Consider the following 24,308-nt stretch of genomic DNA (forward strand, 5'->3'; position numbering starts at 1 on the left):
AAGGCTGTGTCAGTGCCTCCTGCCATCCTTCTTCGGTGATCAACGAGTACGAGAAGCTGCTGGCGGGGCTCGACGATGTGGACTGGGCCGGCCTGTCACATGCCTACAGGTCGGCGCATGACGTTCCAGGGCATATACGCACCCTGTGCGGGAGTGACGATGAGGCGCGGGAGCAGGCGTTCACCAGCCTGTTCAGCAGCATTTTTCATCAGGGCTCGCGGTATTCGGCCTCGCCGGTCGCCGTGCCGTTTCTCGCGAGGATCGCCGTTGCGGGGCCGTCGGCCGCCCGCGAGGACACACTCCTGCTACTCACCCGCCTGGCTGTGGACTGGCACGACGAGTACGACGTGACCACCGGTATCAACGTGGCCGGATGGCGCGCGGCCGCAGCGGAGTGCGGGCCGGAGGAGCTTCTGCCGTGGTACGAGGAGCAGTTGGCTGCCGAGACTGATCCCGAGAAGCGCGCAGAGCTGCAGGAGATACGGGACTACGTGGCGGCCGGCAACTCGTTCGACTCCCGGTGGTCGGCGCTCCAGTCGTACGACGCGGTCCTCGCCGAACTCCCCGGCCTTCTTGTCCTGCTCGACGACGATGACGCCCGTCTGCGGACCCGGGCCGCCTACCTCCTGGCCTGGTTCCCCGAATTCTCCGCCACCTCCCTGCCCCGCCTCCTCGCCCTTGCCGCACACGAGAAGGACCCAGTCACCGCAGCCACCACTCTGCTCGCCGCCGGCCTCGTCGGCCCCCCTTCCACGGCCGAGGACATCACCCCGTACCTGGATGCCGCAGACTCGCTGATGCGGTGGGCCGCGGCCACCGCCCTCGTCCGCCTCGCCGGCCTCGACGACGCGCCCGTCGGCCCCGACCTGCTCGGCCGGGCCGTCGCGGAACTCACCGCCGCAGCCCACAGCACGTTTGATCACGTGACCGACTACTTCGAAGGCGACCTTCACGGCCACATCGAGCGCACCCTCCACGCGCTTCCGCCCACCTCAGAGCCGGCCGCCGCGCGCGAGGCGCTCGACGCGTGCCTGCCCCGCATCGCCCGGGACCGCTCCGGATCCCGCACCCGCGCAGCCATCGAGCAACTCTTCCCCGCTCCGCAGCCGGGCCCCGCACCCCGCTACGCCGACCTGACAGCGGCGCAGCAGCAACTGCTGGACGATCTAGCCGGCCATCAGCACGCCTGGGTCATCCGCACGTCCGCCGACCGGTTGCGTGAACTCGGCCTTCCGTGCTCGCAGGAAGCCCTGAAGTCGTTCGTCGGCGTGCACCGCACAGCCTGAAGCCTCGCAGCACTGCGCCGCGAGCGGAGTGGTACTCGGGAACGGGCATTTCGAGCGACGCAAACTGTCCATCGGGATCTGCGCTCGCGCATTCGGCACTCCATGCATCCACGAACACGCTTGTATTCGATGCTCCATGCTCCGACCGGATCCGGCTCAGAGACACCGCCTCGTCGAGATTCGCGACAACCTGATCGCCCGAATCACCGAAGCCGAACAGGAGGGATGGCTCGGTGAGATCGAAGGACTCCAAGTCAGCCTCGCCAGCGCAGAGGAGAAGCTCACCCAGCTCGATGCAGAGCAAGTCCGTCAACGCCAAGTGATCGATCTCGGCATGCCGCGCTTCAGTCAGATCGCGACACGAATCAGTACGGCAAGAGGACCTTCAAGTTAGTCGAGCCTCATCCACGCGGATGATCTACACCACCCCGATCCAGGCCACGAGCCACGCCCTACGGGCGGCGGGCCAGCAAATGGGTGTCGAGGAAGCCCCGCTCGGACGCTGGGTCGTGGAGCAGCCGGGCGAACGTGACGAGTCCGGCCTCGGCGAGCAGCTCGGCGAACCGGTCCGCCGGCCAGCTATAGGCGGGCGTCACCTTGTGGTCGAAGCGGACCGGCTCCGGTCCCTCGGTCCCGAAGAAGGACACCAGGAGCAGGCCCCCTGGTGCCAGGACACGCACCTGCTCGGCGAGTAGCGCGGGCAATTCTCCAGGTGGGGTATGGATCATCGAGTAGTGGGCCAGCACTCCGCCGAGTGCGCCGTCCTCGGCAGGCAGGGCTTCCATTCGCGCTTCGTCGAATCGCAGCGCCGGATGGGCTCGCCGGGCGTGGGCGACCATCGCCGGGGAGAGGTCGAGTCCGAAGGCGTCCAGCCCCAAGTCGTGCAGCATGGCCGTCAGATGACCGGGGCCGCACCCGACGTCGGCTGCCCGCAGGTTCCCCGAGGCACGCACGAGCTCGGCGAAGGTGCCGATCATGTTCCGCGCGAATGGCTGCGTCTCCAGCCGATTAGCGAACATCGACGCGTACAGGTCGACGACCCCGTCATAGGCCGCCCTGGTCTCGTCCTGGTGTCTTAACACGGGAAGGAAACTAACACCCTGGCAGTTCGCAGCCGCTCTCCGGTCCCTCCTCTCAGGACTGATCGTCCCCTCACCTGAGCACGGGGCACCCTCGGTAGTTCAGAGAAGAATGCGGTCCGGCCGTTGCTGCCGGTGCCGGTCCGGCCGCCCGCCCTCCCCGTAGTAGACGACGCGGCCCCGCTCGCCGTCACAGAGGAGGGCGAGCGAGGCCGTAGGTGAGGCTGCTACCGGGCTCCCAGCTCGGCCAGAAGGGTCTTGTACGCATCCGGGTGCTGCTCCCGCATGACGTCCATCCACACCCGGGCCCCTTGAGCGAACGTCTCGGGACTCATCTTCTGGTGAAGGTGGTGCACGCAGTAGAAGGCGTCGTCGTAGGGGAGCCGCTTCGGCTGCTTCGGCTGCGCCGCTTCCGCGTTCGCCGTGCCGGGTTCGACCGGGCTGGTGCGCGGTTCCGGGACGATGGACTCGGGAGCCTGATCGCGCTCCGCGGGCGGCGTGATGGCACCGGAGCGAAGCGGCGAGGCAGGCGAGGTGGCCGGGGAAGCAGCTGGCGAAGTGGGTGGGGCGGTGGCCGCCTCCGGGATTATCACGCCGTGATAATCCGCGGGGCCCGACGCACGCTCGACGGCCTCTTGCGGCTGAGTCTCCGCCTTGATGCGGGCCGCTTCCGCCCGTTCGTCCGCTTTGGCCCTCTGTTCCTCGGGGGACAGTTTGCCGAGGTTGCGGACGTGCTCCACCTTCCGCGTTCCGGTCACCAGATCCTTCTGGAGCTCGGGAGTGAGCTTCAGAAGGGACAGCTTGCTGGAGATGGTGTTCTGCGGGATGCCCAGCCGTTTGGCCGCTCTGGTCTGGGAGCCGTAGTAGTCGACCAGGGTCTTGAGGGCGTGGGCCTCCTCCAGGTCCGTCATGTCGTCGCGGTGGTAGTTCGCGACGAACGCGGCCTCGAGGAGGGTTTCGTCGGTGGCGACCCGGCCGTTGTCGACGCGGACCGGGATGGTGGCCATGCCGACGCGGCGAGCGGCCTCGAGGCGGCGGTGGCCGTCGACGACGATGTACTTCGCTCCGTCGTCGAGGTCGTCGGCGCGGTCCGGCCGGTTGCGCAGGTAGGCATCGACCGTGGCAACGGCGATGGGGATGATGATGCCGACCTCGCGGACGCTCTGTACCGTCTCGTCGAGGTTGCGCAGGTGGTTGCGCGGGTTGTCGGGGTTGTCGCTGATGCGGGTGACCGGCAGCTCGGTGATGGCCGCCGTGGTCGACTCCTCGCCCGCGATGGTCTGGTCGATGAGGTTGCGTCGGGAGGACCGGGCGCCGCGGGCCGCGCCGAACGCGGGTGCCGATCCCAGGGTGTCGGCCTTGCTCACCGGGTGGCTCCCCTCGCTACCTGCCGCATGGCTTCCGCCTGATCGCTGTGTGGCGCGTAACTCAGCAGTGGCATCCGCTTGCGGACCGCTTCCCGCTGCTCCTTCAGGTCGCCGATGACGGCGAGGACCTTCGGGTCGCCGAGCGACTTCCAGTTGTCCAGGGAGGAGGTGGCGACGTAACCGCGGCGGGAGTCGTAGAGGTTGACGACCAGGCCGAGGTAGTCGATCTCGAGGGAGAGGTCCTCGCAGAGGTCTTCGATCTGCTGGGCGAGCATGCCGTAGGCGGTGGCGGAGGAGTCCTCGGCGAGTACGGGGATGACGACCCCGGAACCGCCGGCGGCTTCGCCACGGCGTCGGCGCCCGTAGTAGAGGGCGGCGTCCATGGCGATACCGAGGCTGGGCGGGCAGTCGACGATGATGACGTCGTAGTCGGATTCCAGGGGGCGCAGGGCCAGTTCGAGCGCGGCCTCTTTCTGAAAGCCGCGCTTCTGCATCGCCACGACGGCGATCTTCGCGTCGAGAAGGAAGCCGTCGAAGCAGGCGGGCAGTACGTGCAGGCGCTTCTCGAACCGTGGATCCTCTATCACCACGACGAGATCGCGCAGATCTCCTCCGCCGTCACCGCACATGTGCGAGACCAGGCTGTCGTGATCGGGCTCGATCTGGGGGACTCCGAGCTGTTCGCTGAGGTGTCCCTGCGGGTCGAAGTCGACGACCAGGACGCGTTTGCCCGCCTCGGCGTAGGCCTCGCCGATGCCGGCGGAGATGGCGGTCTTACCGACCCCGCCCTTCTGGTTGCCGACGATCTTCCGTTCGGGTTCGGTCCCGCGGGCACCGTGCTGGGGGGAGGGGTTCGCGTCGAGCCAACCACGGATCGACTGGGCAAGACCCTGGGTGTAGGAGACACCGCGATCGGCACAGGTCTCTTTGAACCGCTCGTACAGCCCTGGCGGAAGCCACGTGGAGAACGACCTCGCGCCGGCGGTGTCCACTTCGGTGCCACCGCTCGTACTGCCGCGCCAGTCGTTGATGGCGGCCTCGACGGCGTCCTGGATGTCCAGGCTGAGTTCGGCAGCGCGGACCTTGAGTGCTTGCTGGAGCGCGGAGGGCAGCTTGGACGCTACCTTTTCCCGGTCTCCGTCGGGGTAGGGGGAAGCCATGACGTCAGCATACTGACTCCTACGGGCGCGATGACACCCGCTTTGCAAGTTCTGACGCGGTTTCACCCAATGGGCGTCCGACCAGACTCACTGAAGGTGGACCAGTCTCAGTCGATCTGTGCCATCTGGCCTTGCGTCCCGATCGATCTGGCCCCGTCTTCCGATCCGTCTCGCTCCATCTGAGCCAGTGTCGTGCCAGGCTTCCTATGGTCGTCGTACGCGGTCAGCGCCGGGTGCGGGCGGCTGGTGGAGACTGAGGACTTCTCGCTGGAGCAACGTCTGTCGGCGACGGTCGTGGTGAACCGTGCTGCACAGCGGGCCGCTTGGGCGATGTGGTCGACGCGTTTCGAGGCTGCCAGGCAGGGGCGGACGTTCCCGTCGTACCGGGGGCAGCACGACTTGCCCAGCTGGTACTGGCTGCTACCAGTGGCGAGTTGATGAGCTTCGAGTCGTGGAGGGAGCGCGGATATCTGATGCGGCTGGACTACGGGCTGAACGTGGTGGCCGTCGCGTCACAGCCGTTCCGGCGTAGCTGGAGCCCACCGACCCCCCTCTCGCAACCGAACAGCGGGCCGGCAACACCATGCATCGCGTCCGGGAATCACCGAGCCGTTCTCCACCCCACCGACAGCGAATCCAAGTGACGTCGCACCTGCTGCTGACCTAGCGTTCCGCCCATGACCACCCCAGACGTCGGCACGGCCGATAAGGCTGGCGTGACGATCAGCTGCCAGGACAACTTGTCGGTCGGTGTGAGGTTCGCCGATCGGTTCAGCTTCGACGAAGACTCTGTGCACTACGCCGTCGAACTGCAGGCACCAGGCCTGGCCGCCCGAGTCGATGAGGTCGTCGCCTGGATCTGGGACAGCGACCTGGCCCCTTTCCTGGAAGAGCTCGCCGCTGGCTACCGGGGATGGGACGGCGAACGGAGCTGGCAGACCAACGACCGTGACCTCGCGGTGTCAGCCGTCTTCCGGTCCGGCGGCCACGTCGGACTGACCTGGACCGTGCGTCCATGGCCGCAGGCCGCCGGCGGCTGGAGCGCCTCGGTAACCACCTGGCTGGAGGCCGGTGAGCAGATGGCTTCCCTGGCGGCCGATGTCCGGCACTTCCTCGCCGGTGAGCCACATTGACAACTGGCATACGCATCACCTGGACGCTGGGGGCACATGCGTGGGCCGACTGCGCAGTTGAGGGCCGCCAGGCGAAAGCGGAGCTGACCGCTTCCTACCTCAGCAACGCGCCCGAAGAGTTCCTGACGGCGGTGGCCCGGAGCGTCACGGGCGAGGCAGAGGCCCGCGCTCACTGAGACAGGTCATCACCCAACGGGAGTCCGGCCTGGATTATCACGCCGTGATACTTGCCTGCCTCAGCAGGTGCCTGATGCTCCCGCTGGTTCGCTCGCGGAGAAGCGATCCGACTCTGGAGTCGGATCGCTTCAGTCCTGGCCTGGCTGCTGTACTCGGGCAGGCGATGAACAGTTCCAATGTCGGGAGAGGCGCAGAGACCGTTGAGTCTCTGCGCCTCTCCCGACTGGTGTGCTTGCTCAGCCGGTCGGCCGGCTCAGCAGGGGGACCACGACTTGGCGCGCGGTTGCTGCTTCGCCCAGACGGAAGAACTTCACCTGACCCATGGTGTGCGTGCACTCCAGGTAGCCGGCTGCTTCAAGCTCACGTCGCGCCCGGGAGAAGTGCGGTGCGGGTACGCCGATCAGCTCAGCCAGCTCGGCCGCGGTGCGCTCGACGCTGGTGTCCAAGCCGCCCAGGATCGCGTAGGTCATCAGCATGTTCTGCTTGAGGTGAGAGAGATCGCTTATACGCGCCTGCAGGGCTTCGAGCTCTGGGTATGGACTGTTGCGTGCCATGGTCAGGCCCTTCGTCGCTGCGCCGGACGGCCCGGCAGGGTCGGCAGGTGGTAGGAGGCTGCCTCTTCGGACTGTTCCCGTCCGGAGAGACTGGAGACGATGTGCGGAGTCACCCGGTACTTGATGGTCCGGCCGATCACATCGGCCACCAGGAGCATCTTGTGCTCGGCGAGTTTCTTCGCCATCCTCCTCGTCGCTTGCGGGGTCAGTCCGAGGAAGTCGGCGGCCTCCACTGCCGTGGCGCCACCCTTCCCGTTGTACGTCATGATCCCGCAGTAGAAGAACAGCCGAAACTCGTTACCGGTGATTCCTGAATCAGCCGCGAGCATGGCGAGGACTCGTTCGAAGCTGAACTGCCCGTGCCGTCCGCCGAAGGCGTAGGACCGGCGTGGGGCGCCCTCGTCTTCTGGTTCCAGCAGCTCGTGGACCTCACCAGTCGCGGTGTTGACCAGCGCTCGGCTGCGTCCACTGCGCCCCTGATTTGGCACTTGCGACCCCTGACCTGGGCTTGTCTCTGACAACCGGGACATTACCACTGGCGACATGTCGTGTGGGGTAACCGAAGGAACGTGGCGTTTCCTTCACGTACCCATACCGACAGGTCGCTGAGGGTCATCGAAGGAATCCTGAGGTTCCTTCGATGACCGACTGCGGCATGACGCCATAGGTCATCGAAGGAACTGTTCGGTTCCCTCGATGACCACTGACGACATGACCACTGACGACATGTATCGGCATCCTAGGATGCCTATATCGGCACTCTGAGATGCCGATATAGGCATCTCAGAGTGCCGATCAAGCAAGCGTTTCCGCAGGTCAAAGCAGCGCGGAGGCTACGCACTCTCCATGCAAGGGAAGGTCTCCCAAGGAACCCGCCGTACGGGAGGCCCTGCGGTACTCGCGCAAGCGCTCCGTTCCTCGGGGTGCCCCTCAGGCCGTCGGCTCATCTCACCTTGTGTTACTTACTGATCTCAGCAGTTACACAACGTGGCGGAGGTCTGATGTGGATGAGGAGGCACACGCGCGCCAGCCAGGAAGCCTGCAGGTACGGCCTTGGCGGGCTTTCGCTGGCTGAGGATCGAACTCTGGTTGTGGTGCGTAGCAGCATCGTCCTCGTTTGTGCTGGGACGAGTTGGGCCCGCTGCATAGCCAGTTCCTGAGGGGTGAGCAGGGGATGCACTCCCCTGGGAGCGACCAACGTCTGCGGATATCGGGGGACAGGACCTCACCCTCCATGGAGGTCCGGCCTGGATTATCACGCCGTGATAGTTGTCGGTTCCGCCATCGACCACCGCACCCGCCGGCCCCGGCCTGAAAGTCCGGTCTCGCAGCAGCGGTGGCAGAAGGCCTTGGGTGACCTGCGGGTGCTGTGGGTCGGCGTCCGGTGCGACGCTGCGGTGGCCGCAGGCCGGGAGGTCGCACGGGGCGATCGGACCATCGGGATGGCCGCCTCCCAGGCGGACGTGGTCCACCGGGGCGTGGTCTATGACCTGGAGGTGGACACCACGCATACCGAGGCGATGGAGTGCGCACGGGCCATCGCCGTGCAGGTCAGGTGATCGACGGCCCGGCTGTCTGACGCTGTGACCGCGGCACCGTGATGATCAGGCCGCTGCTGCCAGGGGCCGTCCGCCCCATGATCAGGCCGCTGCTGCCAGGGGCCGTCCGCCCCAGCGGATGCCCTTCTCGCTGCGAATCCGGACCCGTTCGCGGCGCTCGGCGGCCAGCACGTCGCGGTGGCGGGCGTTGGCGTTGCGCCGGCGCAGGTAACGGTGCAGCTCACGGGTCTGGACGGTGTGGTTGGGGTGGTGGGAGTTGGCGAGGGTGGACTGCCGCGGCGGCCCGAAGTGCGCCTCGATCGATCGGATTGGCCCAGGAGGCGTTGGGCGGGGTGAAGCACAGCTCGACCTTGTTCTTCTTCGCCCAGCGGCGGACGTCGGTGCCCGTGTGGGCGGACAGATTGTCGAAGATGATGTAGATCGGGGCGCCGTCGGGGCGGGCGGCCCGGATCGACTTCAGGGCCGCGAGGGTGTTGGCCGTGCCTTTGCGACGGCGGTTGACGCCCCACAGGGTGTCGTCACCGACGGAGTAGCAGCCGTGGAAGTAGGTGACGCCGTGGGTGCGGTGGTAGGTCGCCGGCAGCCGATCGGGGCGGCCCTGCTCGGCCCAGCAGGATCCGGCGATGGGCCGGATGCCCAGCGGGCCGAACTCGTCGAAGGCGAACGTGCGGTCCGCGAAGTGCTCCAGGACGTGCTCGATCCGGTCGAGCTTGGCGTCGCGGTCGGGGTCGGTGGACTCCTTCCACGTCTTGGGGCGCTGGAAGGTGACCCCGCGGCGGTCCAGCAGCATCCGCAGGGCCTCACGGCCGATGCGGATCACCCTGCCGTGGACTTTGCGCAGGTTGGCGGCGAGTTTGCGGATGGACCAGCGGGTGAAGGGCTGCCCGAGCTTGGTGGGACGGGTGGTGGCCGTCTGGATGACGAAGTCCTCGTCGTCAGTGCTGAGCAGGCGGGGACGGCCTCCCGCCCACTGAGGGGCCAGGCAGGCCAGGCCGATCTCGTTGAACCGATGGATCACATCGCGGACGGTGTCCTCGCCGGCCTGGACCAACTGGGCGATCGCCGGCACCCGGTTGCCTCCGGCCGAGGCCAGGATCATCATCGCCCGCCGGTAGCGCACCGCGCTGGTGCTGCCCCGGCGCACGATCTGCTGCAGCCGCTGTCCCTCCTGGTCGGTCAGTCTGCGGACCTTGACCGGCTCTGCCATCGCGCCTCCACACACAGATCGGATGTCGGCACATCCAACCGCGCGCACTAGGCATACCGAGCAACCCGGTGGGACCTGTCAGATCGTGGTCGGCAGCGCGTTGTCCAGGAGGGTCTGCGCCGCTGTCCGCGCGTGCCGGCCGTAGTTCGACTCGCCCAGCACCATGGCGCGGCTGGCGGCGCCGTCCGCGAGGGTCACGAGTTGCTCGGCGAGGACGGCGGGCTCGCGGCAGCCCAGTTCCGCTACCAGGTCGGTCACCAGCCGTACCATCAGCAGTTTCTGTTCGCGGGCGTAGGAGTGGACCGCGTTCTGAGGGTCAGGGAACTCCGCGGCGGCGTCGATGAACGGGCATCCGCGCACGGGATCCGTGCCGGTCGGGGGCGGGTCGAACAGCGCGAGGATTCGTTCCTTGGCGGGGATGTCCTCGCGTGCCAGCACGCCCTCCAGGGTGCGTCCCGTCGAGGAAAGGTCCTTGAGATGGGCGAGGACCAGCTCGTCCTTGGTCCTGAAGTGCGCGTAGAGGGTGCGCTTGGACACCGGCGCCCGTTCCGCGATCTGCTCCATGCCGGTCGAGTTGATCCCCTGGGCCGCGAACAGCCCGGCTGCGGCGGCCAGGATGCGCTCCCGCCCTCCACGCCCCGGCCGCCGAGACGCCGTCGTCATCGTGGTCATGACGTAAGTATACGTTCTCGTTTACTTCGGAGGGGATGGCTGGCTATAGTGCCGCTTCAGGTAAACGACTACGTTTACCTCAGCGATCCTGAGGAGAGTTCCATGAGCGGACCGGTCTTCACCCGGACACGCACGAGCGAGGCGCTCACCGGCGGGACACAGCCGGGCGGGACGCGAACGTCGGAGTACGCCGAGCAGCTGATCCGGGGGCGCCGCGCGACCCGCGCGTTCCGTCCCGACCCGGTACCCGAGGACACTCTGCGCGAGGTCTTCTCCCTGGCCGGCGCCGCGCCGTCCAATTCCAACGCGCAGCCGTGGCGGGTCGAGGTGGTCGGTGGCGCACGGCGAGACCGACTGGCCGACGCCCTGCGAACGGCCCACGCCGAGCGACGCGTCACGGCCGACTACCCGTACTCCGAGGACATGTACGCCCCCGTCCACCAGGAACGGCGGGCCGCCTTCGGCGCCGGTCTGTACGGAGCGCTGGGCATCGGCGCCGACGACCACCCGGCTCGCGCGGCCTACGACGCGGAAAGTCTGGGCTTCTACGGGGCGCCCCATGCCGCGTTCCTGTTTGTCACCGGCGACGGCGGGCCGCGACTGGCCGCCGACGCCGGCGCCTACCTGCAGACGCTGCTGCTGGCCATGACCGGCTACGGCGTGGCCAGTTGCCCGCAAGGCCTGCTCAGCTTCTACGCCGACACCGTCCGCGATCAACTCGGAGTGGACGAGGGGAAGCTGCTCGTGGGCATCTCCTTCGGCTACGCCGACGAGAATGCGCCGGTGAACCGGGTCACGACCGGCCGGGCGGCCCTGGAGGCAACCACCACATTCCATAACTAAAGGGCGTCTCGTAAAACAGAGACCCGGTGGGACGCCCGGCACCAGTTGGTACGGTTGTCCGTATTTGGGTGGCCTGGGCATTCAGCTGGCCTCAGATCTCATGGAGGCCGGGCGGTGCAGTTCGTCTGCCGGAACTTTGGACTGTCGGACCTGCACCGGCGCGGCCTCACTCCGCAGGAGGCGCCCCTGGAGGTGCTGCTCCTCGACATCGAGGCAGAACTGTCCATACGGGAGCAGGGGCGGGAGGTGTGGTCCGAGGAGGCGTTCCCGGTGGCTGAGCTGGCGTACCACCTGGCGCTCTGGCTCCAGAGCCCGGCTGCCGGTCACGAGGACTTCGAGCTTAATTCGATGCAGGCCGAGGAGGGGGTGATCCGCATCGTCCACTCCGATGAGGGCTGGCGGGTCGGTTCCATCTTCACGCCAGCCTTCTGGACCCCACCCGTCGCTTGGGATGTTCTCGTAGCAGAGATCAAGCGGTTCGACGGTGTCGTGCGCGAGGGCATTGCCGGGATGAGCATCGACCCCGCCTTCATCCCAGAGCCCTGGCACTGTTCCGGCCTGGCCGACCGGCTGGAATGATCACGATGTGACTGGTGTGATCACGGCGTCGCAGCCGTCATGGATAGGCCGTTCACCGGGCTGAGCCCGCGCTGTTTCCGTAAGCTCGTGACCGCGCTGCGCCGCGAGGGAGCGGACGCGGTCCGGCGGGGCCGGCCGTGGAGCCTGTCGCTGGAGGACCGGATTCTGCTGGTCGCAGCGTACTGGCGGACCAACTTGCCGTTGCGCCAGCTCGGCCCGCTGTTCGGGGTCTCGAAGTCCGCAGCCGACGGCATCATCGACCACCTCGGGCCCCTCCTCGCGCTCCGGCCGCGCCGACGGTTTCGCAAGGACACCGTCCTCATCGTGGACGGAACCCTCGTCCCCACGCGTGGTCACACAGTGGCCGAGCAGTCGAAGAACTACCGGTACTCCACCAATCACCAGGTCGTCGTTGACGCTGACACCCGGCTCGTCGTGGTGGCCGGCCGGCCTCTGCCGGGCAACCGCAACGACTGCAAAGCATGGGAGCTGTCCGGCGCGAAGGCAGCCGTCGGCAACGCGACAGTGATCGCCGACGGCGGCTACCGCGGCACTGGCCTGGTCATCCCACACCGCCGCGACCCCGGCCAGACCGAACTCCCGGCCTCGATGAACCTCGGCTGGGAAGGCCGTCACCAACGCGTGCTGGGTGACCTGTACTGGCTTCGAGGACAACCCGAGCGCGCCGCCGCGGCCTACCTCGCCGGACGCACCGAAGCCGAACAGCAGGGCAAGGCCGGCTAAGCCGCCCACACCCAGGCCCTGCGCGCCTTCGCCATCGCGCTCTACGCCCCCGACCAGGCCCCCGCGGAAATCGACCTCGCCCGCCAGCTCCTGACCGGCCTCAACCTGCGCGCCACCACTATCAACGTCCGTCGGGCCGAACTCATCCGCGACGCCGGCAACGCCGGGGTCGACGACCAGATCGCCACGCTGCGCACCGAGCCCGCCATCGCGGGCCTCACCTCTCTGACACCCGCGATCGAGCTGGCTTGCGCCTTTCACCAGGCCGTCCTCGACGACCGCACCGCACTGGACGCCACCATCGCCCGGCTACGGGAACACACGTCCGCCGACGATCACGCCTACTTCGTCGACATTGCCCAGTTCATGGCCGACCTGCCTGCCGACCAGGATTCCGGAGTCCGGTGGCTCGACAGCGAACAGGACACCCGCAGCCGCTGGCGTGGCCTGGTCGTCGCCCGTCGGACGCACTGGCACGCCGGAAGCTGACTACCGAAGAGGGTTGTTTCCCGCGGAAAACAGCCCTTCACCCGAGGCGGCGCGGGTTATGTGGGGTTCAGCGGGGTGATGCCGGTACCGGCGTACAGCTCGGGTTCCAGCGACAGGACCGTCAGCGGCTCCCCTGCCTTCACCGCGTGCCAGGCGATCGCGGCAGCGTGGGCCACCGGCCAGTCCACGTCTGTCCAGTCCATCGCGTCCACTGCGTGTGCCGCGGTGAACGGAACGTTCTCCGCGAACCGCAGGGATGCCGCGTGCCGGCCGGCGCCCGCGACCTGCCGTTCGGCAGCGAGTACCGACAGGGAGGGGATGATGACGCGGCCGGTGCCGCGCGAGGCCTCGATGTAGAGGCCCGTGAAGAAGGAGTCCGCGCGGTACAGGGCGGCCAGAGCCGTGTGGTCCAGGACGGCCGTCAGGTTCATGCGGCGGCGCCGCCCTGATGGGCGCGGATCCTCGCCCAGGCGTCCTGGCCGACCTGCTGGACCTGCTCGGTGTACTCAATGCCGAGCTCACGGGCCGCCTCGACAGCACGCTGCTCCCGCTCGGCCTCCGTCAGCTCACGCGTGGCGAGCTCCTCCAGCAGCTCCGTGATGGTGGTGCCGCGCTCCTCTGCGAGGACACGCAGCCGATCACGTACTTCCTCGCTGGTCTTGATACTCGTCGGCTTACTCATACCACCGATTCTACCGCCGGTAGAGCCGCGGGACAGAGAGCTCGGGTCGTCAGCTCGCCGTCGACGAGGCCGAACGCGACACCCTGGCCCAGGCCACCAGTATCGCTGACCGCAAGATCCGCGCCGCGATGTCTGACGCCCCGCCGGGTGGGGCTTTCGGCGGAGGCGTCCGATGTGGTTCGGGGGCGTCAGCGGCGTATGAGCCACCACACCCCAGCGGCCACCAGAACAACCACCAGGGCAAGCAGAGTGATCGCGACGGGGTCAATGACACTGAACATGGTTCTCCTGAGTTGGTTTAGGGGGCGGGTCAAGCCTTCTTGCGTGGCATTCCTTGAGGTGCCGTATGACTCGATAAGGGCGCCTTGTCCATGACTCCACCCGACCGATGGCTGAGCAGGTCACCGGGCTGGCACTGGAGCACTTCGCAGATGCGAGTGAGAGCGGTGAATCGGATTGCTTTGGCGCGGCCGTGCCAAGTCGGCATACAGACGCCGTGGCTTGCGTCGGGGGCGCCCTCGCAGGCCCCGGATCGGCGGGACCAGTCCCGCAGCCTGCGCGGGGACGTCGTGCCAGGCGACGCCGGTCCGGAGCACGTACATCACGCCCGCGAGTGCCGCTCGGTCGGGGACGCGTAGTCGTCCGGGAAAGCGGTGGCGTCACCCTGGCGGCTGCCGACCGCCCGCGACCCGTGGCTGCGGGAGATCCTCGAGAATCTCCCGGCGTACGTACGCACCGGCCCTCTTCTGAGTACCGGCTGGAAGCACCGAAGCACACCCTTCCCCGGCGTCTCCGGTGACCGTGCCCCACCTCGGTCGAGCAGAGCCGGTGCACCGAATTATCACGCCGTGATAATTGCCTGCCTCAGCAGATCCCTGGCGCTTCCGCTGCTTCCCGCGTGGAGAAACGATCCGACTCCAGAGTCGGATCGCTTCACGGCACCGCCCCTTCAGCTGCCGACGGCTCGCAGGTGACGTCCGGCCTGACCTCGGTCCTCGAAGAGTGCTGGGGCAAGGCGGTAGTGCTTGACGCTTCCCACGCTGCCGGTCACCTCCAGCCAACCCGCCTCGAGCAGCTCCTTGCGGGTGCGCGAGAGCACCGGCGGTGTCATCCCCGCTGTGGCAGCCAGTGTGCTGGCCTTGATCATCACTGTTCCGTCGGGACGTTGCTCCGAGGACGCGTAGAGCATGACGACGATGCGCTGGTTCGGGCTGAGGACGCGCCCGGTCTTCTTCAGCAGGTACTGCACGTCTGCCGCGTCATGAATCCTCATCAGGCCTCGCCCTTCTTCCCACGCCGACGAACACGGGGCTCACGCACCTTGGTCTCCGGAGGGTTCCAGTCCTTCACGGCTTCGCGGTGCGCGAAGCCGGTACCGATAAATGCAAGGTAAGGCGTGCACCTGTAGAAGGTGGTCCGCCCCAGCCCGCCCGCCTCGACAAGCAGCCGAGCCTGCTTGAGAACTTTCACTGCCCTGGACAAGGCATCCGCGCTCATGCCCAGTTCTTCAGCGATGGCAGAGCCCGTACGCATGATGGCCTCCTCGCTCGTCTCCGTGGCGAACCAGTACCAGACGAGGACGCGAAACTCCCGGTCGGTCAGGCCCGAGGCCGCCGAGGCGAGCTCCCGGCCCTTGCGGATGCCCACGTTGATGTGAGCTCCGTCGAACGCGTAGTTGGCGCGGTGTACCTCCTCGACCTCTCCTGTGTCCTGATCGACCAGGGCGAGGATCTTTCGCGCCTGCTCTGTCATGTGGGGGCCGTCCCTGCAAGTCGGTATGGGGCCGGTAAGCGATCAGACTCGGGAACGGATCACTTACCAGGAAGAGCATTACCACATTGCTAAGCGAACCCGCTGCACAGTCGGATCGGCGTGCGATGAGCGAAGAGGGACGGAGTGTGCACATAGCTAAGTGATCCGACTCCAGAGTCGGGTCAATCCGATCCTGGAGTCGGGTTGATCCGACTCCAGGATCGGGTAACCCGACTCCAGGATCGGGTATGCCGATCCTGGAGTCGGATCACCTCACACGTTTTCGCAGGTCAGAGGCGCTTTCGGGGTTACGCTCTCTTCATACATCAAAGTGCCCAAGGTTCCGCATCCTCGGGGAGGCCCTCCGGGCCGTCGCAAGCGACGGTCCTCGGGCGTGTCGTGCATCGGCCCGCTGTTGACCCGCGGTTTGACCGGGGCTCAGGTGACGTAGCAGCAGGAAGGCGTGGCTGGTCGGGTCTGTGGCTGAGGTGGCACACGCGCGCCTGTACGGTCGGCTCACTCGCCGTCGTGGCTGACTGGTTCGTGGCTGAGGACGTACACGTGGTTCTGGGTCAGGTGAGTGCGACGGTTCACGCTGGTACGTGATCAGCGGGTGATCAACGGACACTGGCCACTACCGTCCTCATTCCCCCCTACCGTGGACGGGTCTTGAACGGGAACGACGAGGCCGAGCATGTTGCCGTCATGTGGCAGCAGTTGACCGGCTGGCTGCCGACCGATCCCCCCAACCTCGTACGCTTCCCCGCTGCTGCCTGCCCGGGAAGACGAAACCGCTGCCGCGGAGGGGCCGCCGTGGTCGGGGTGGTGGTCAGCCGGCCGACACCACGGCGGCGTGGAGCTCGCGTACGCCCGTGGTGCGCGGGTGCCGTTCAGTCAGCGCGTTGACGATGCTGCGGATCGCGGGCCGGTCGCGGACCTCACCCGGGCTGGTCCGGTGTGCGTCCAAGAGCGCGCGGGCCGTCTGCTCGGGCCGGTTCCACGCCCACCAGGCCCGTGCCATGTCCGTGCCCAGCCTCGCCTTGCGCTCGGCGGTCGGGAACTGGTCGGGCCGCAGGTCCTTTCCCGCCTCCAGGGCAGCGCCGGCGTCGCCGAGCGCCCAGTGCACACCGACCGCGTACAGATCGACGGCGGCCGGGCTGATGGGGAACAGGCGGCCCGGCGGAGGCGACCCGGGCAGTCGGCGTGCGGAGCGACGGGCCTCTTCGACCATCGCCAGCGCCGCGGATCGCTGTCCGCCCCGCGCGGCCGTGTAGGCCAGCGTGCACAGCATCTGTGCGTACGCGGCCGCCGCAGCGTCCGTGCGCAGCCCCGTCGCCTCCACCACGGTGGCCGCCGAGGACATCAGACGCTGTGCCTCGCCGTGGCGGTCCTGGTGGCGCAGGACGATCGCCAGCTCCCGAGCGGCGGCGGCCGCCGCGAGTGGGGAGCCGGACACCTCGGACCAGGTGCGGGCACGGTCCGCGGTGAGCCGCGCCCGCTCGTAGGCGCCGACCTTGCTGAGGACCGAGGATGCCAGGGAGTAGACCGACGACAACCGCGCCTGGTCGAGATCCCGACGGGAGGCGGCGGCACGGTGCCCGTCCGCGATGAGACCGGGCAGCACGGCCAGGAGCCGGCTGTGGGCGCCCTTGTCGTACAGCTCCCGGGCGGCGGCGAGGCGGCCGTCCAGCGGCCCCAGGCCCCTCGTCGGTGCCGGCGTGGCGGCAAGCGCTTCGTCCAGCCCCATCAGCAGGGCAGCCGGTCCGGCGGCCGCCGTGGCGGTGAGCAGCGTGCGGCGGCGCATGGGGTCCTCCTCGGCGTCACGCGGACTGGCCGTCACTCTAGTGCCGGCCGGTGCTGCCGTGGACGGTGGCGCCAAAGAAGACATCAGGGTGTGTCGGGGTACGCCGACCTCGGCCGCCGCCAGGTGTACGAGCGTCAAGTCGACTACGCGTGAACGCCGTTCGAGCCTGGACACCGTTGCCGCGGAGCAGCCGATCCGCTCCCCGAGGTCGGCCAGCGTCCACGCTCGGTGCTCGCGCCCGAGCCGGATCAGGGCACCGGGACGTCGCTGTTCGGACAACTGGCGTGCCGTCGTGCTGTTCCAGAGCGGGTCTACGGGCACTGGACCCTCCCACGCCGCACCACCGGGGGCGTCTCACGGTACGGGTGTCGCGGACCGGCGTCGAGACCGCTTGCACACCGTGCAAAGGCCTTGCACCGCACGGCAGATGACCACAGGGCGACCCGGCCGCCGCGGTGTGCTGGTCGCGTCGCCCCGACCCGCGGGGCACCGTCCATCGGAGGCATGATGGCAACCTTCGCCGCACTCCCTCTGGCCACCGGCCCGACGACCGGCACGGCCCGTTCCGCCCGCGAGGTCGTGCCGGCCGCCCTGTGGGACAAGCAGGTCGGACTCCTCATGCGGGACTACCCCTACGACTCCGTCATGGCGGCCCGGGTCCTCGGCCAGGGCTACGCCTACCTGCTGACCGCGATGCGGCACCGGAACGAAGGACTCGGGCTGGCACCGAGCACGCTCGTCGACATCGGCGTCCACACCGTCATCCTCGACACCGTCGGCTACGTCGAGCTGTGCGAGCGCTTCAACGACGGTCACTTCCTCCACCACGTCCCCGAGATCGACTTCAAGGACGACGGCTCGGTGCTGCGGACGGCGGACCTGATCGCCGCCGACGGCTGGGAGGTCGACCTGCCGCTGTGGGCGGACGCCGCCCAGTGCGGCCCCTGTCACCCGGGCAACGACTCGCACTGACCTCGCGGGGCGCCCACAGGCCCCGGCCGGGCGGCCGGGGCCTGTGGGCACGCCTTGGGTGAGATTCCGTCGACGCGCCCCGCAGGCTGTCGGCGCCCGCCAGGATGGGCCGGGTGACCATCACCCCCGCAGACCTCTGGCATCACTACGGCCGCACCCGTCACGCCACCGACCGCACCGTGCCCGACCGCTTCTTCTGGAGCTGGAGCCAGGACGGCGGACCCGGAGCCGAGGCCCTCGGCGACATCACCGGGCGCCGTATCGGCGACCTCGGCGCAGGCGCCGCCCGGCACGCCGCGCATCTGGCCGTCCACCACTGCCCCGCCCGCGTCGTCGCCGTCGACGCCTCGCCCTCGCAGCACGCGATGGCCGGCGACCTGTACGGCCATCTCGCGTCGAGGCTGCGGCTGGTTCACTCCGATGTGGTCCGGCATCTGCACGCCGTGACCGACAACTACGACGTCCTCTACAGCGTCTTCGGCGCCGTCGACTTCACCGAGCCGCGCGAGCTGCTGCCGGCGGCGGCCTCCGCGCTGCGCCCAGGTGGCCGGCTGGCGTTCTCCACCCTCGCCCATCACCTCGGCGGCCGGCCCGCTCATCCCGACGTGCAGTACACCCGGATCGGCGCCAAGACCCCGGACGGGGAGGCGGCCACCATGCGCCGCTGGGTGCTCCAGGAGCAGGTATGGACCAAGCTCCTCGACGAGGCGGGGTTCACCCGGATCAGCACCGAAAGGCTGCCCGGCGGAACTGGGCCGCGCGCCGCCGACACACTGCTGGTGACCGCGTTCCGCACGGACCGGCCCGCCGCGTAACGGCCCGGTCGCCCGCCCGGTCCGGTGCTCACCGCGTCCTCTGAATGCGTTCGACTACGGGCTCGGGGAGGCGGGCGGCGCGTTCGCAGGCCCACGTACGCAGTCGAGGATGGTGATGCCCTCGAGGTCGCACTCGTCCGCGGCACGCAGCCGCGGGTTCCCGCACCTCACCGGTGCGGGCACGCGAGCGCCACGCCTGAGCGCTCGCCCCGCCGAGCGATTCGTGTGGACGGCCATGTCGCTGACCGCCGCCGGCCGGTGGCGGTCGGAGCCGGGACTTCGTTCTGAAACGCGACGGTGATCGCACCGGCCGTCCGCGCAGTGGACGGGGCGCCGGCCGTTGCGCTTCGCTCGAAGCCGGGCCGGTCGGCTCTGGCGAGGAGGAGGTGATCCGCGTTGTCGCAAAGGGCGGTGCTGGTGGTGTGAATCCCGTAGTGGTGACTGCGCGGGTGCTGAAGGCCGATGAGGACAGCTGTGAGGTCTGGCTTCGTGCGATTGCCAAGGAGGGCCTCATCAGGCAGAGAGCCGGGGAGGAAACCGCCGTCCGTCCTGCCGTACTGCTGAGCAGGGAGACCGGAGCAGACGGGACGGGCCGGTGAGCGGCGGGGTCGACGGCAGCCGCGGTCGTCTCTGAGGCGGCTGCCGCTTTCGACGGCGGAACCCGGCAGTTGCAGGGCGCCCCGGCCCGGCGCCGGCGGACAGCTCCCGGTGCACCGGGTCCACCCTTGTCGCCTCGGCTGTGGACCGTCGAGCGCGGCTGAGCTGCGCGAGCTTCGGCGCATGGCCGTCAAGAAGCCGACCGTGGAAGCGATCTCGCGGAGAATGGGCTGCTGTGGACCCAGCACCGTCTCGGCGATGCCGAACGGCCGCCGGTTCCCGACCTGGGAGCACACGGCGGCTTTCGCACATGCGCTGGACGTGGCTCCGTCCAGGTTGCGGAACCAGTGGGTGGAGGCGAGCAGGCAGATCGAGGAAGCCTCCAAGGGCTTCTTGTCCTCCCGCGCACAGCTCCCGCTCATCAGCGGTCCGCAGGTCATGGGTGAGGCCATGCTGGCCGCGCACTGGTACCGGAACAACCGGGAGTTCTACGAGGCGGCCTGTGCGCGCATCCAGCAGGCCCGCTCAGAGATCCGGGTCACGTACACGCGCCGCTACCCGCCCACCCAGTACACGACGCGGGCCTCCGCCGACTATTTCAGGGCCGTCTTGGAGTGGGCTCGCGAAGACAGCGACGACGAACGCAGCGTACGGCGCATCATCGGTGTCCCTGAACGCGACGGGCCACCGGACAGCGACATGCTCGCCTGGGCCCGCCAGCACCACGAGGACAGCAAGCACATCCTCACCCATGAGGCCAACGTGTTGCGGTGGACCGCAGCAGCTGACGGCCTCAACATGGCGCTGATCGACGACAGCGTGGTCTTCCTGGCGTTCTCCGGAGGACCGCGTCAGAAGCTGAACGGCCTCAGCATCGAGAATCCCACGTTCATGACCTGCTTCGCGGCGTACTTCGACCAGCTCTGGGCCGCACTCCAGCCTCTGGAAACCTACCTCGGTGAGGCAGAGGCCCCTGCCGACAACCCGTAGGCGCCCGGGCGAGAGTGCAGGGGCGCCGCCGTCACAACCGGAAGGACGTCGGGCCGGGATCGCGCGGTCGGTGGCGGCCGTCATGATGGGGGACGTGGACTACAGCCTTGTCATCGCGGCCGCCCAGGCCGCCGGCCCCTGCCCGGTCGGTGAGGAACCGTCCTGGGGCCGTCGCGTACACGCCCTGACCGTCGATCTGCATCTGATCGCCCAGCAGGCGGCGCAGGACATCGACCGCCTGGAGAGCGCCTCGCGGTTCGTGGCGTTCCTGGAGAACGTCGAGATCGAGGAGTCCAGCCGCCGGGGACTGCTCACCCTGCGCTCCCCGGCCGGGGACACGGAGCACATCCGCACCGAGCAGCAGGAGACCGACCGCGGCCGCGACCTCATCGAGCGGGCCCGCAGCCTGCGAGGCCGGTGGGTGCTGGTCTTCCGGTACAACGAGAAGGCCTCCGCGACCAAGAGCGTACGCATGCTCGCCCACCTCATGGATCTCGGCGACGGCGCCATCGCCGTGAACCTGGCGAAGAAGATCCTCCTCGACGACGCCGCCGGCGCCGTCCCCCGCGCACAGGCCGCGTGGGCGGAGGCGGGCCTGCCGGACTCCGGCGCCGTGTCCGTCGAGCAACTGCAGCGGGCCCGCGCCGAACTGCGGGGTGCGTGAGCAACCCCTGCGGTGTGGTCTCCGCCGGTGACGACCAGGTGATCGGGCTCACCGCGGCGGCGGCCTGCTCGTCGTGCCCGTGACGCTTCCCGTGCGGCTTCTGGTGAGCAGGGTGCCGAGCGGCGGCCCTCGACGATCACGGGCCATATTTCCCGCGCCCTGCGCGAACCCCGCCTCCTACGATCACCTGGTACGACTGCTGGAGGGGCGGGAATGCTTGAGAACATCGAGGACGGGACAGCGGCAGCAACGCGGCTCGCGGGTGGCGCGCCACTTCAAAGCACGCTCGATGTCGCCGACCCCGCTGACTGGCTGGCGCTGGACGCAGGCGTACGTGAGGTGGCCTGGCACCGCCCGCAGTTCCTGCCGGGGTGGGAGCACTCCGCCCCACTGCCCGCCGACCTGACTCAGCTCGGCGAGTCCCAACTTGCCCTCGCCCTCTGCCACCGCGACGGGTGGATCCGCCAGGAGGCGGTGCGTCAGTCGGTCCGGTACCCCGGTCTGCTGCCGTTGGTCGTGATCCGTTGCGCCGACTGGGTCGGCCCGGTGCGCGAGCACGCGAGGCGGCTGCTGTGCGAGGCCCTGAACGTGGACTCGGCCCTCGACCTCGCGCCGCTCATCCTCCGCGTCGGCCGCCGCGACAGAGGGGCCTTCGGCGTCGAGGTGCTCAGGCAGATCCTGCGCGCAGGACGCGTCCGGCCATGATCGTGTGCCGGAGTGCGTAGTACGCCGATTCGTGTTCCCACCGCTGGTGGTAGAGGCGCATCAGGGAATCGCTTCACATACCGCCGTCTCCGCCCCACGACGGATCCCGGCCCCCTCGTCGTGAGGGGGCCGGGCCGCTCCAGGCACCGCAGCGGGCCACGGCCGACCGCCGATCAGCCGTCGGCGGTGTACTACCGGGTTGACGTGACGCGCCGTACCTCGTAGCCGTACGCCTTGTCGGGATTGGTGTCGAAGTACAGCACCGGGCTGTCTCCCGCCTCCTTGACCTGGAGGAGCGCGGATTCGCTGTCGTCCGAGAAGGACCCCCCGGCATCGAAGCCCAGTTCGATGGCGCCGCTCTTGCCGTCATCGCCGTCGAGTTCCCACTCGCCCTCGCCGGAGAGGGCTCCGTCACCCGCTGGGGGGTCGGTGAAGCTGAACTCGACTGCGCTGCGGGGAATGCCCGACATCTCGAACCGCCCGTCGGCTGTGAACTCCACCCTGCCCCCACCGGCACCCTGCCAGACACCGGTGACCTGGGCATGGGTGAGCTCGCCTACCTCGCCGGCTCCGCAGCCCACGAGAGCGAAGAGACCGACAAGGCAGAGCAGAGGGGCTGACGCGCCGATCGCGCACCTTCGTAGGATCTTCACGGCCGGCCTACTGGTAGATCGTTTCTTGCCACTTGATGTCGACTCGGAAGCCGGCGAAATAGCCGCCCATGTACTGCGGCGCCTTATTGAACGCCTTCTGCCATTCCTGGTGCCCCGGAACGAACGACTCGTTGTCGATGTCGGTCCACGCATGGTAGTGGACGGTCAAGGTGTCTTCCTTGGTCTTGGTGATCTCGTGGTGATCTCGTTGGACGGGTCGAGGATCAGGTGCGTCAGCACCACGATCTCAGGGAACGCCGCGAGGTGGCTGCGGTCCTCAGTCGCGATCTTCTTGCTGACGCCGAGGGCTTCGACTCGGTCGAGACGATCGGTCTACTCCTTCCCGAGGTCGATCGGCATCCCGGTGGCGGACCAGTCCTCGACGATCTTCCGCGCCATGTCGAGGGCTCGTCCGGTTCGCCGGTGACGGCGGGCGAGCTGGTCGAGTCGACGCCGGGCCTCGATGACTTCCGGTAGGACGCCGAGCGGGATGTCATGAGTGGAGCGGGTCCAGAGCTGCTGCCCCGGGCAGGGCCGCGCGGCAGCAGCCTGGCGCAGCCTTACCGCGGCCCGCTGGATCGACGGCGAAGACGTCGTACGTGCCCGGTGGCGCACCCTCGGGACCACACTCCGCCAGCACCTGCGCACCCATATTCCGCCTGTCCTGCCCGTAACACTCCAAGATAACAGCAAGAAGCAGGGGCGATCTCCACGGGGTCAGGAGCCCCGCCTCCGGGTTGCCCGGGGGTCGCACAAGGACCGTACCGGGCCTTCTCGAACCGTTCTGGTCCGACACGGACCGAAACGAGACCTGCAGTCGGCCGGGGAAGAAGCGTCTACGCTTCTTGCTGTTATCTCAAATGGCAAGGCTCGATTCCGTATCCTGTCGGTATGCCGAACTCGCGCACCGTTGACGCTCTCGCCGCGATCGGCGCCTTCGTGAAGGTCCAGCAAGACGCCGGATACGCCGACCGGACCGTACGCCTGCGCGGCACCCTCCTCACCGAGTACCTGGAACACGTCCTCGACGAGGAGAAGACCACCTCCCTCACCGCCGAAGAACTCGTCCAGCCCGAGCGAGCGGAGTCCTGGCTCGACGCAGCAGAGGCCGGCGAGACCCGCCGCCGCAACACCCTCACCGGCCCGGACACCGCCGCAGCTCACGACTCCCAACGCGCCCGCATCCAGACGTACAACACCTTCGTCGACCACCTCGGCCTGTCCGGTCTGCAACGCGCCTACCCGCAGTCCGGCCACGGCGACCGCCTCGAGCCCGAGCAGGCCTACAAGCTGCTGCGCACCCTCGCCGTACGGCGCCCCACCGGCGCCAACACCGCCACCGCCATCCGCACCGCCGCGGTAGCCGCCCTCGTCGCCGCCACCGGCCGCACGGTGCCCCAGCTCCACCAGCTCAACGTCACCGACGTCGACCTGGAGCGCCGCCCCGTCCCCGTCGTGACCGTCGCCGACATCGACCACCCCCTCGACAAGCACACCGCGGAGATCCTGCGCCGCTGGCTCGACGTCCGCGCCGGCATCACCAAGGCCCTGGAAGGCAGCGACCCCGGCTACCTGTGGATCCCGACGAAGCCCGGCCGCGAACGCACCGGCGACCAGCCTCCGAAGCCCGGCCTGACCCGGGCCGCCGTGCGCACGCTGCACGCCGCACACCGCAACCTCGTCCTGCAGGTGATCGGAGTCCCCCTGCGCCCGTACGCACTCCTCCCCCGTCCCTGACGCTCTATCAGGGGGTGTGACACTGGCAACCTCGTGTAATCGAGAGTGGCGTATTCCTTGGCCAGTAAGGGCTCGTGGTCACCGTGCG

At 68.4% G+C, this 24,308-nt stretch carries 26 protein-coding genes and 4 pseudogenes; 15 read left to right on the top strand and 15 right to left on the bottom strand.

What is annotated here, in order from left to right; translation table 11 throughout:
• Positions 1 to 35 precede the first annotated feature (35 nt).
• Positions 36 to 1,286, top strand: a complete 1,251-nt coding sequence (locus ACP4IX_RS29515; RefSeq protein ID WP_426557562.1) for a HEAT repeat domain-containing protein — start codon at positions 36 to 38, stop codon at positions 1,284 to 1,286.
• Between the two features lie 136 nt (positions 1,287 to 1,422).
• Positions 1,423 to 1,680 carry a hypothetical protein gene (locus ACP4IX_RS29520; RefSeq protein WP_165953674.1) on the top strand — a complete coding sequence of 86 codons (258 nt, stop codon included), beginning with the start codon at positions 1,423 to 1,425 and terminating at the stop codon, positions 1,678 to 1,680.
• Positions 1,681 to 1,738: 58 nt separating this feature from the next.
• On the opposite strand, the gene ACP4IX_RS29525 is transcribed toward ACP4IX_RS29520, so the two are convergent.
• From ACP4IX_RS29525 to ACP4IX_RS29535, 3 genes are all read right to left on the bottom strand, one after another.
• The gene (locus tag ACP4IX_RS29525) at positions 1,739 to 2,368 is read right to left on the bottom strand and encodes a class I SAM-dependent methyltransferase (RefSeq protein WP_383806947.1); all 630 of its coding nucleotides are present in this window, start codon (positions 2,366 to 2,368) and stop codon (positions 1,739 to 1,741) included.
• A 224-nt stretch (positions 2,369 to 2,592) separates the two neighbouring features.
• Positions 2,593 to 3,732 (bottom strand): ParB/RepB/Spo0J family partition protein, encoded by a 1,140-nt coding sequence (locus tag ACP4IX_RS29530; protein ID WP_426557566.1) that lies wholly within the window; start codon positions 3,730 to 3,732, stop codon positions 2,593 to 2,595.
• Complete coding sequence (locus ACP4IX_RS29535; RefSeq protein WP_426557568.1) at positions 3,729 to 4,892, bottom strand: ParA family protein; 1,164 nt, start codon at positions 4,890 to 4,892, stop codon at positions 3,729 to 3,731. Before ACP4IX_RS29535 ends, ACP4IX_RS29530 begins: the two co-directional genes overlap by 4 nt.
• A gap of 677 nt (positions 4,893 to 5,569) precedes the next feature.
• Here ACP4IX_RS29535 and ACP4IX_RS29540 point away from each other — a divergent pair.
• Positions 5,570 to 6,025, top strand: coding sequence for a DUF6228 family protein (locus tag ACP4IX_RS29540; protein WP_426557570.1), 456 nt, complete (start codon positions 5,570 to 5,572; stop codon positions 6,023 to 6,025).
• Between the two features lie 413 nt (positions 6,026 to 6,438).
• Here the strand turns inward: ACP4IX_RS29540 and ACP4IX_RS29545 are convergent, their stop codons facing one another.
• Positions 6,439 to 6,756 (bottom strand): hypothetical protein, encoded by a 318-nt coding sequence (locus ACP4IX_RS29545; protein WP_398135665.1) that lies wholly within the window; start codon positions 6,754 to 6,756, stop codon positions 6,439 to 6,441.
• Positions 6,757 to 6,758: 2 nt separating this feature from the next.
• Entirely contained in the window at positions 6,759 to 7,244 is a 486-nt protein-coding gene (locus tag ACP4IX_RS29550) for a MarR family transcriptional regulator (RefSeq protein WP_426557572.1), read from the bottom strand.
• A gap of 837 nt (positions 7,245 to 8,081) precedes the next feature.
• Between ACP4IX_RS29550 and ACP4IX_RS29555 the strand changes: the two are divergent.
• Positions 8,082 to 8,315, top strand: a pseudogene (locus ACP4IX_RS29555) (phosphotransferase-like protein); the annotation flags it as partial.
• An 81-nt stretch (positions 8,316 to 8,396) separates the two neighbouring features.
• Here the strand turns inward: ACP4IX_RS29555 and ACP4IX_RS29560 are convergent.
• A pseudogene (locus ACP4IX_RS29560) lies at positions 8,397 to 9,522 on the bottom strand (IS630 family transposase).
• Positions 9,523 to 9,600: 78 nt separating this feature from the next.
• Complete coding sequence (locus ACP4IX_RS29565) at positions 9,601 to 10,194, bottom strand: TetR/AcrR family transcriptional regulator (protein ID WP_426557574.1); 594 nt, start codon at positions 10,192 to 10,194, stop codon at positions 9,601 to 9,603.
• 102 nt (positions 10,195 to 10,296) lie between these two features.
• Here ACP4IX_RS29565 and ACP4IX_RS29570 point away from each other — a divergent pair, with 102 nt between their 5' ends.
• The 4 genes and pseudogenes from ACP4IX_RS29570 to ACP4IX_RS29585 all read left to right on the top strand — a co-directional run bounded on the left by ACP4IX_RS29570 (position 10,297) and on the right by ACP4IX_RS29585 (position 12,849).
• Complete coding sequence (locus tag ACP4IX_RS29570) at positions 10,297 to 11,037, top strand: nitroreductase family protein (protein ID WP_426557576.1); 741 nt, start codon at positions 10,297 to 10,299, stop codon at positions 11,035 to 11,037.
• Between the two features lie 114 nt (positions 11,038 to 11,151).
• On the top strand, positions 11,152 to 11,616 hold the full coding sequence (locus tag ACP4IX_RS29575) for a hypothetical protein (RefSeq protein ID WP_426557578.1): 465 nt from the start codon (positions 11,152 to 11,154) through the stop codon (positions 11,614 to 11,616).
• 7 nt (positions 11,617 to 11,623) lie between these two features.
• Positions 11,624 to 12,258 (top strand): annotated as a pseudogene (locus tag ACP4IX_RS29580) (transposase family protein); the annotation flags it as partial.
• 468 nt (positions 12,259 to 12,726) lie between these two features.
• Complete coding sequence (locus ACP4IX_RS29585; RefSeq protein WP_426557580.1) at positions 12,727 to 12,849, top strand: hypothetical protein; 123 nt, start codon at positions 12,727 to 12,729, stop codon at positions 12,847 to 12,849.
• Between the two features lie 56 nt (positions 12,850 to 12,905).
• Here the strand turns inward: ACP4IX_RS29585 and ACP4IX_RS29590 are convergent, their stop codons facing one another.
• The 6 genes and pseudogenes from ACP4IX_RS29590 to ACP4IX_RS29615 all read right to left on the bottom strand — a co-directional run bounded on the left by ACP4IX_RS29590 (position 12,906) and on the right by ACP4IX_RS29615 (position 17,408).
• Complete coding sequence (locus ACP4IX_RS29590) at positions 12,906 to 13,280, bottom strand: PIN domain-containing protein (protein ID WP_426557582.1); 375 nt, start codon at positions 13,278 to 13,280, stop codon at positions 12,906 to 12,908.
• Positions 13,277 to 13,531 (bottom strand): hypothetical protein, encoded by a 255-nt coding sequence (locus tag ACP4IX_RS29595; protein WP_383424263.1) that lies wholly within the window; start codon positions 13,529 to 13,531, stop codon positions 13,277 to 13,279. Before ACP4IX_RS29595 ends, ACP4IX_RS29590 begins: the two co-directional genes overlap by 4 nt.
• Before the next feature lie 310 nt (positions 13,532 to 13,841).
• Positions 13,842 to 14,006, bottom strand: a pseudogene (locus tag ACP4IX_RS29600) (helix-turn-helix domain-containing protein); the annotation flags it as partial.
• A gap of 474 nt (positions 14,007 to 14,480) precedes the next feature.
• Entirely contained in the window at positions 14,481 to 14,804 is a 324-nt protein-coding gene (locus ACP4IX_RS29605; RefSeq protein WP_426557584.1) for a replication initiation protein, RepL2, read from the bottom strand.
• Positions 14,804 to 15,283 (bottom strand): MarR family transcriptional regulator, encoded by a 480-nt coding sequence (locus ACP4IX_RS29610; protein ID WP_398135660.1) that lies wholly within the window; start codon positions 15,281 to 15,283, stop codon positions 14,804 to 14,806. The genes ACP4IX_RS29605 and ACP4IX_RS29610 overlap by 1 nt, the downstream gene beginning before the upstream one ends.
• A gap of 829 nt (positions 15,284 to 16,112) precedes the next feature.
• Positions 16,113 to 17,408, bottom strand: coding sequence for a helix-turn-helix domain-containing protein (locus ACP4IX_RS29615; RefSeq protein ID WP_426557586.1), 1,296 nt, complete (start codon positions 17,406 to 17,408; stop codon positions 16,113 to 16,115).
• Between the two features lie 186 nt (positions 17,409 to 17,594).
• Between ACP4IX_RS29615 and ACP4IX_RS29620 the strand changes: the two genes are divergently transcribed.
• The 5 genes from ACP4IX_RS29620 (at position 17,595) to ACP4IX_RS29640 (ending at position 21,830) form a co-directional block, all read left to right on the top strand.
• Positions 17,595 to 18,059: a hypothetical protein gene (locus ACP4IX_RS29620; RefSeq protein WP_426557603.1), complete on the top strand. Its 465-nt coding sequence runs from the start codon at positions 17,595 to 17,597 to the stop codon at positions 18,057 to 18,059.
• 104 nt (positions 18,060 to 18,163) lie between these two features.
• Positions 18,164 to 18,874 (top strand): class I SAM-dependent methyltransferase, encoded by a 711-nt coding sequence (locus ACP4IX_RS29625; protein WP_426557588.1) that lies wholly within the window; start codon positions 18,164 to 18,166, stop codon positions 18,872 to 18,874.
• Positions 18,875 to 19,654: 780 nt separating this feature from the next.
• A complete protein-coding gene (locus ACP4IX_RS29630) occupies positions 19,655 to 20,461 on the top strand; it encodes a hypothetical protein (protein ID WP_426557590.1) in 807 nt (268 codons plus the stop codon).
• Positions 20,462 to 20,546: 85 nt separating this feature from the next.
• Entirely contained in the window at positions 20,547 to 21,125 is a 579-nt protein-coding gene (locus ACP4IX_RS29635; RefSeq protein ID WP_426557605.1) for a hypothetical protein, read from the top strand.
• A 213-nt stretch (positions 21,126 to 21,338) separates the two neighbouring features.
• A complete protein-coding gene (locus tag ACP4IX_RS29640; protein WP_426557592.1) occupies positions 21,339 to 21,830 on the top strand; it encodes a hypothetical protein in 492 nt (163 codons plus the stop codon).
• 191 nt (positions 21,831 to 22,021) lie between these two features.
• Here ACP4IX_RS29640 and ACP4IX_RS29645 read toward each other — a convergent pair whose 3' ends face one another.
• Positions 22,022 to 22,330, bottom strand: coding sequence for a hypothetical protein (locus ACP4IX_RS29645; protein WP_426557594.1), 309 nt, complete (start codon positions 22,328 to 22,330; stop codon positions 22,022 to 22,024).
• A gap of 160 nt (positions 22,331 to 22,490) precedes the next feature.
• Entirely contained in the window at positions 22,491 to 22,652 is a 162-nt protein-coding gene (locus ACP4IX_RS29650) for a hypothetical protein (protein WP_426557596.1), read from the bottom strand.
• 59 nt (positions 22,653 to 22,711) lie between these two features.
• Here ACP4IX_RS29650 and ACP4IX_RS29655 point away from each other — a divergent pair, with 59 nt between their 5' ends.
• Together ACP4IX_RS29655 and ACP4IX_RS29660 are read left to right on the top strand one after the other, a co-directional pair.
• Positions 22,712 to 22,960: a hypothetical protein gene (locus tag ACP4IX_RS29655; RefSeq protein ID WP_426557598.1), complete on the top strand. Its 249-nt coding sequence runs from the start codon at positions 22,712 to 22,714 to the stop codon at positions 22,958 to 22,960.
• A gap of 414 nt (positions 22,961 to 23,374) precedes the next feature.
• Complete coding sequence (locus tag ACP4IX_RS29660) at positions 23,375 to 24,220, top strand: hypothetical protein (protein ID WP_426557600.1); 846 nt, start codon at positions 23,375 to 23,377, stop codon at positions 24,218 to 24,220.
• Positions 24,221 to 24,308: the final 88 nt, after the last annotated feature.

Source organism: Streptomyces sp. WG5, assembly GCF_049974565.1.
Lineage (GTDB): Bacteria > Actinomycetota > Actinomycetes > Streptomycetales > Streptomycetaceae > Streptomyces.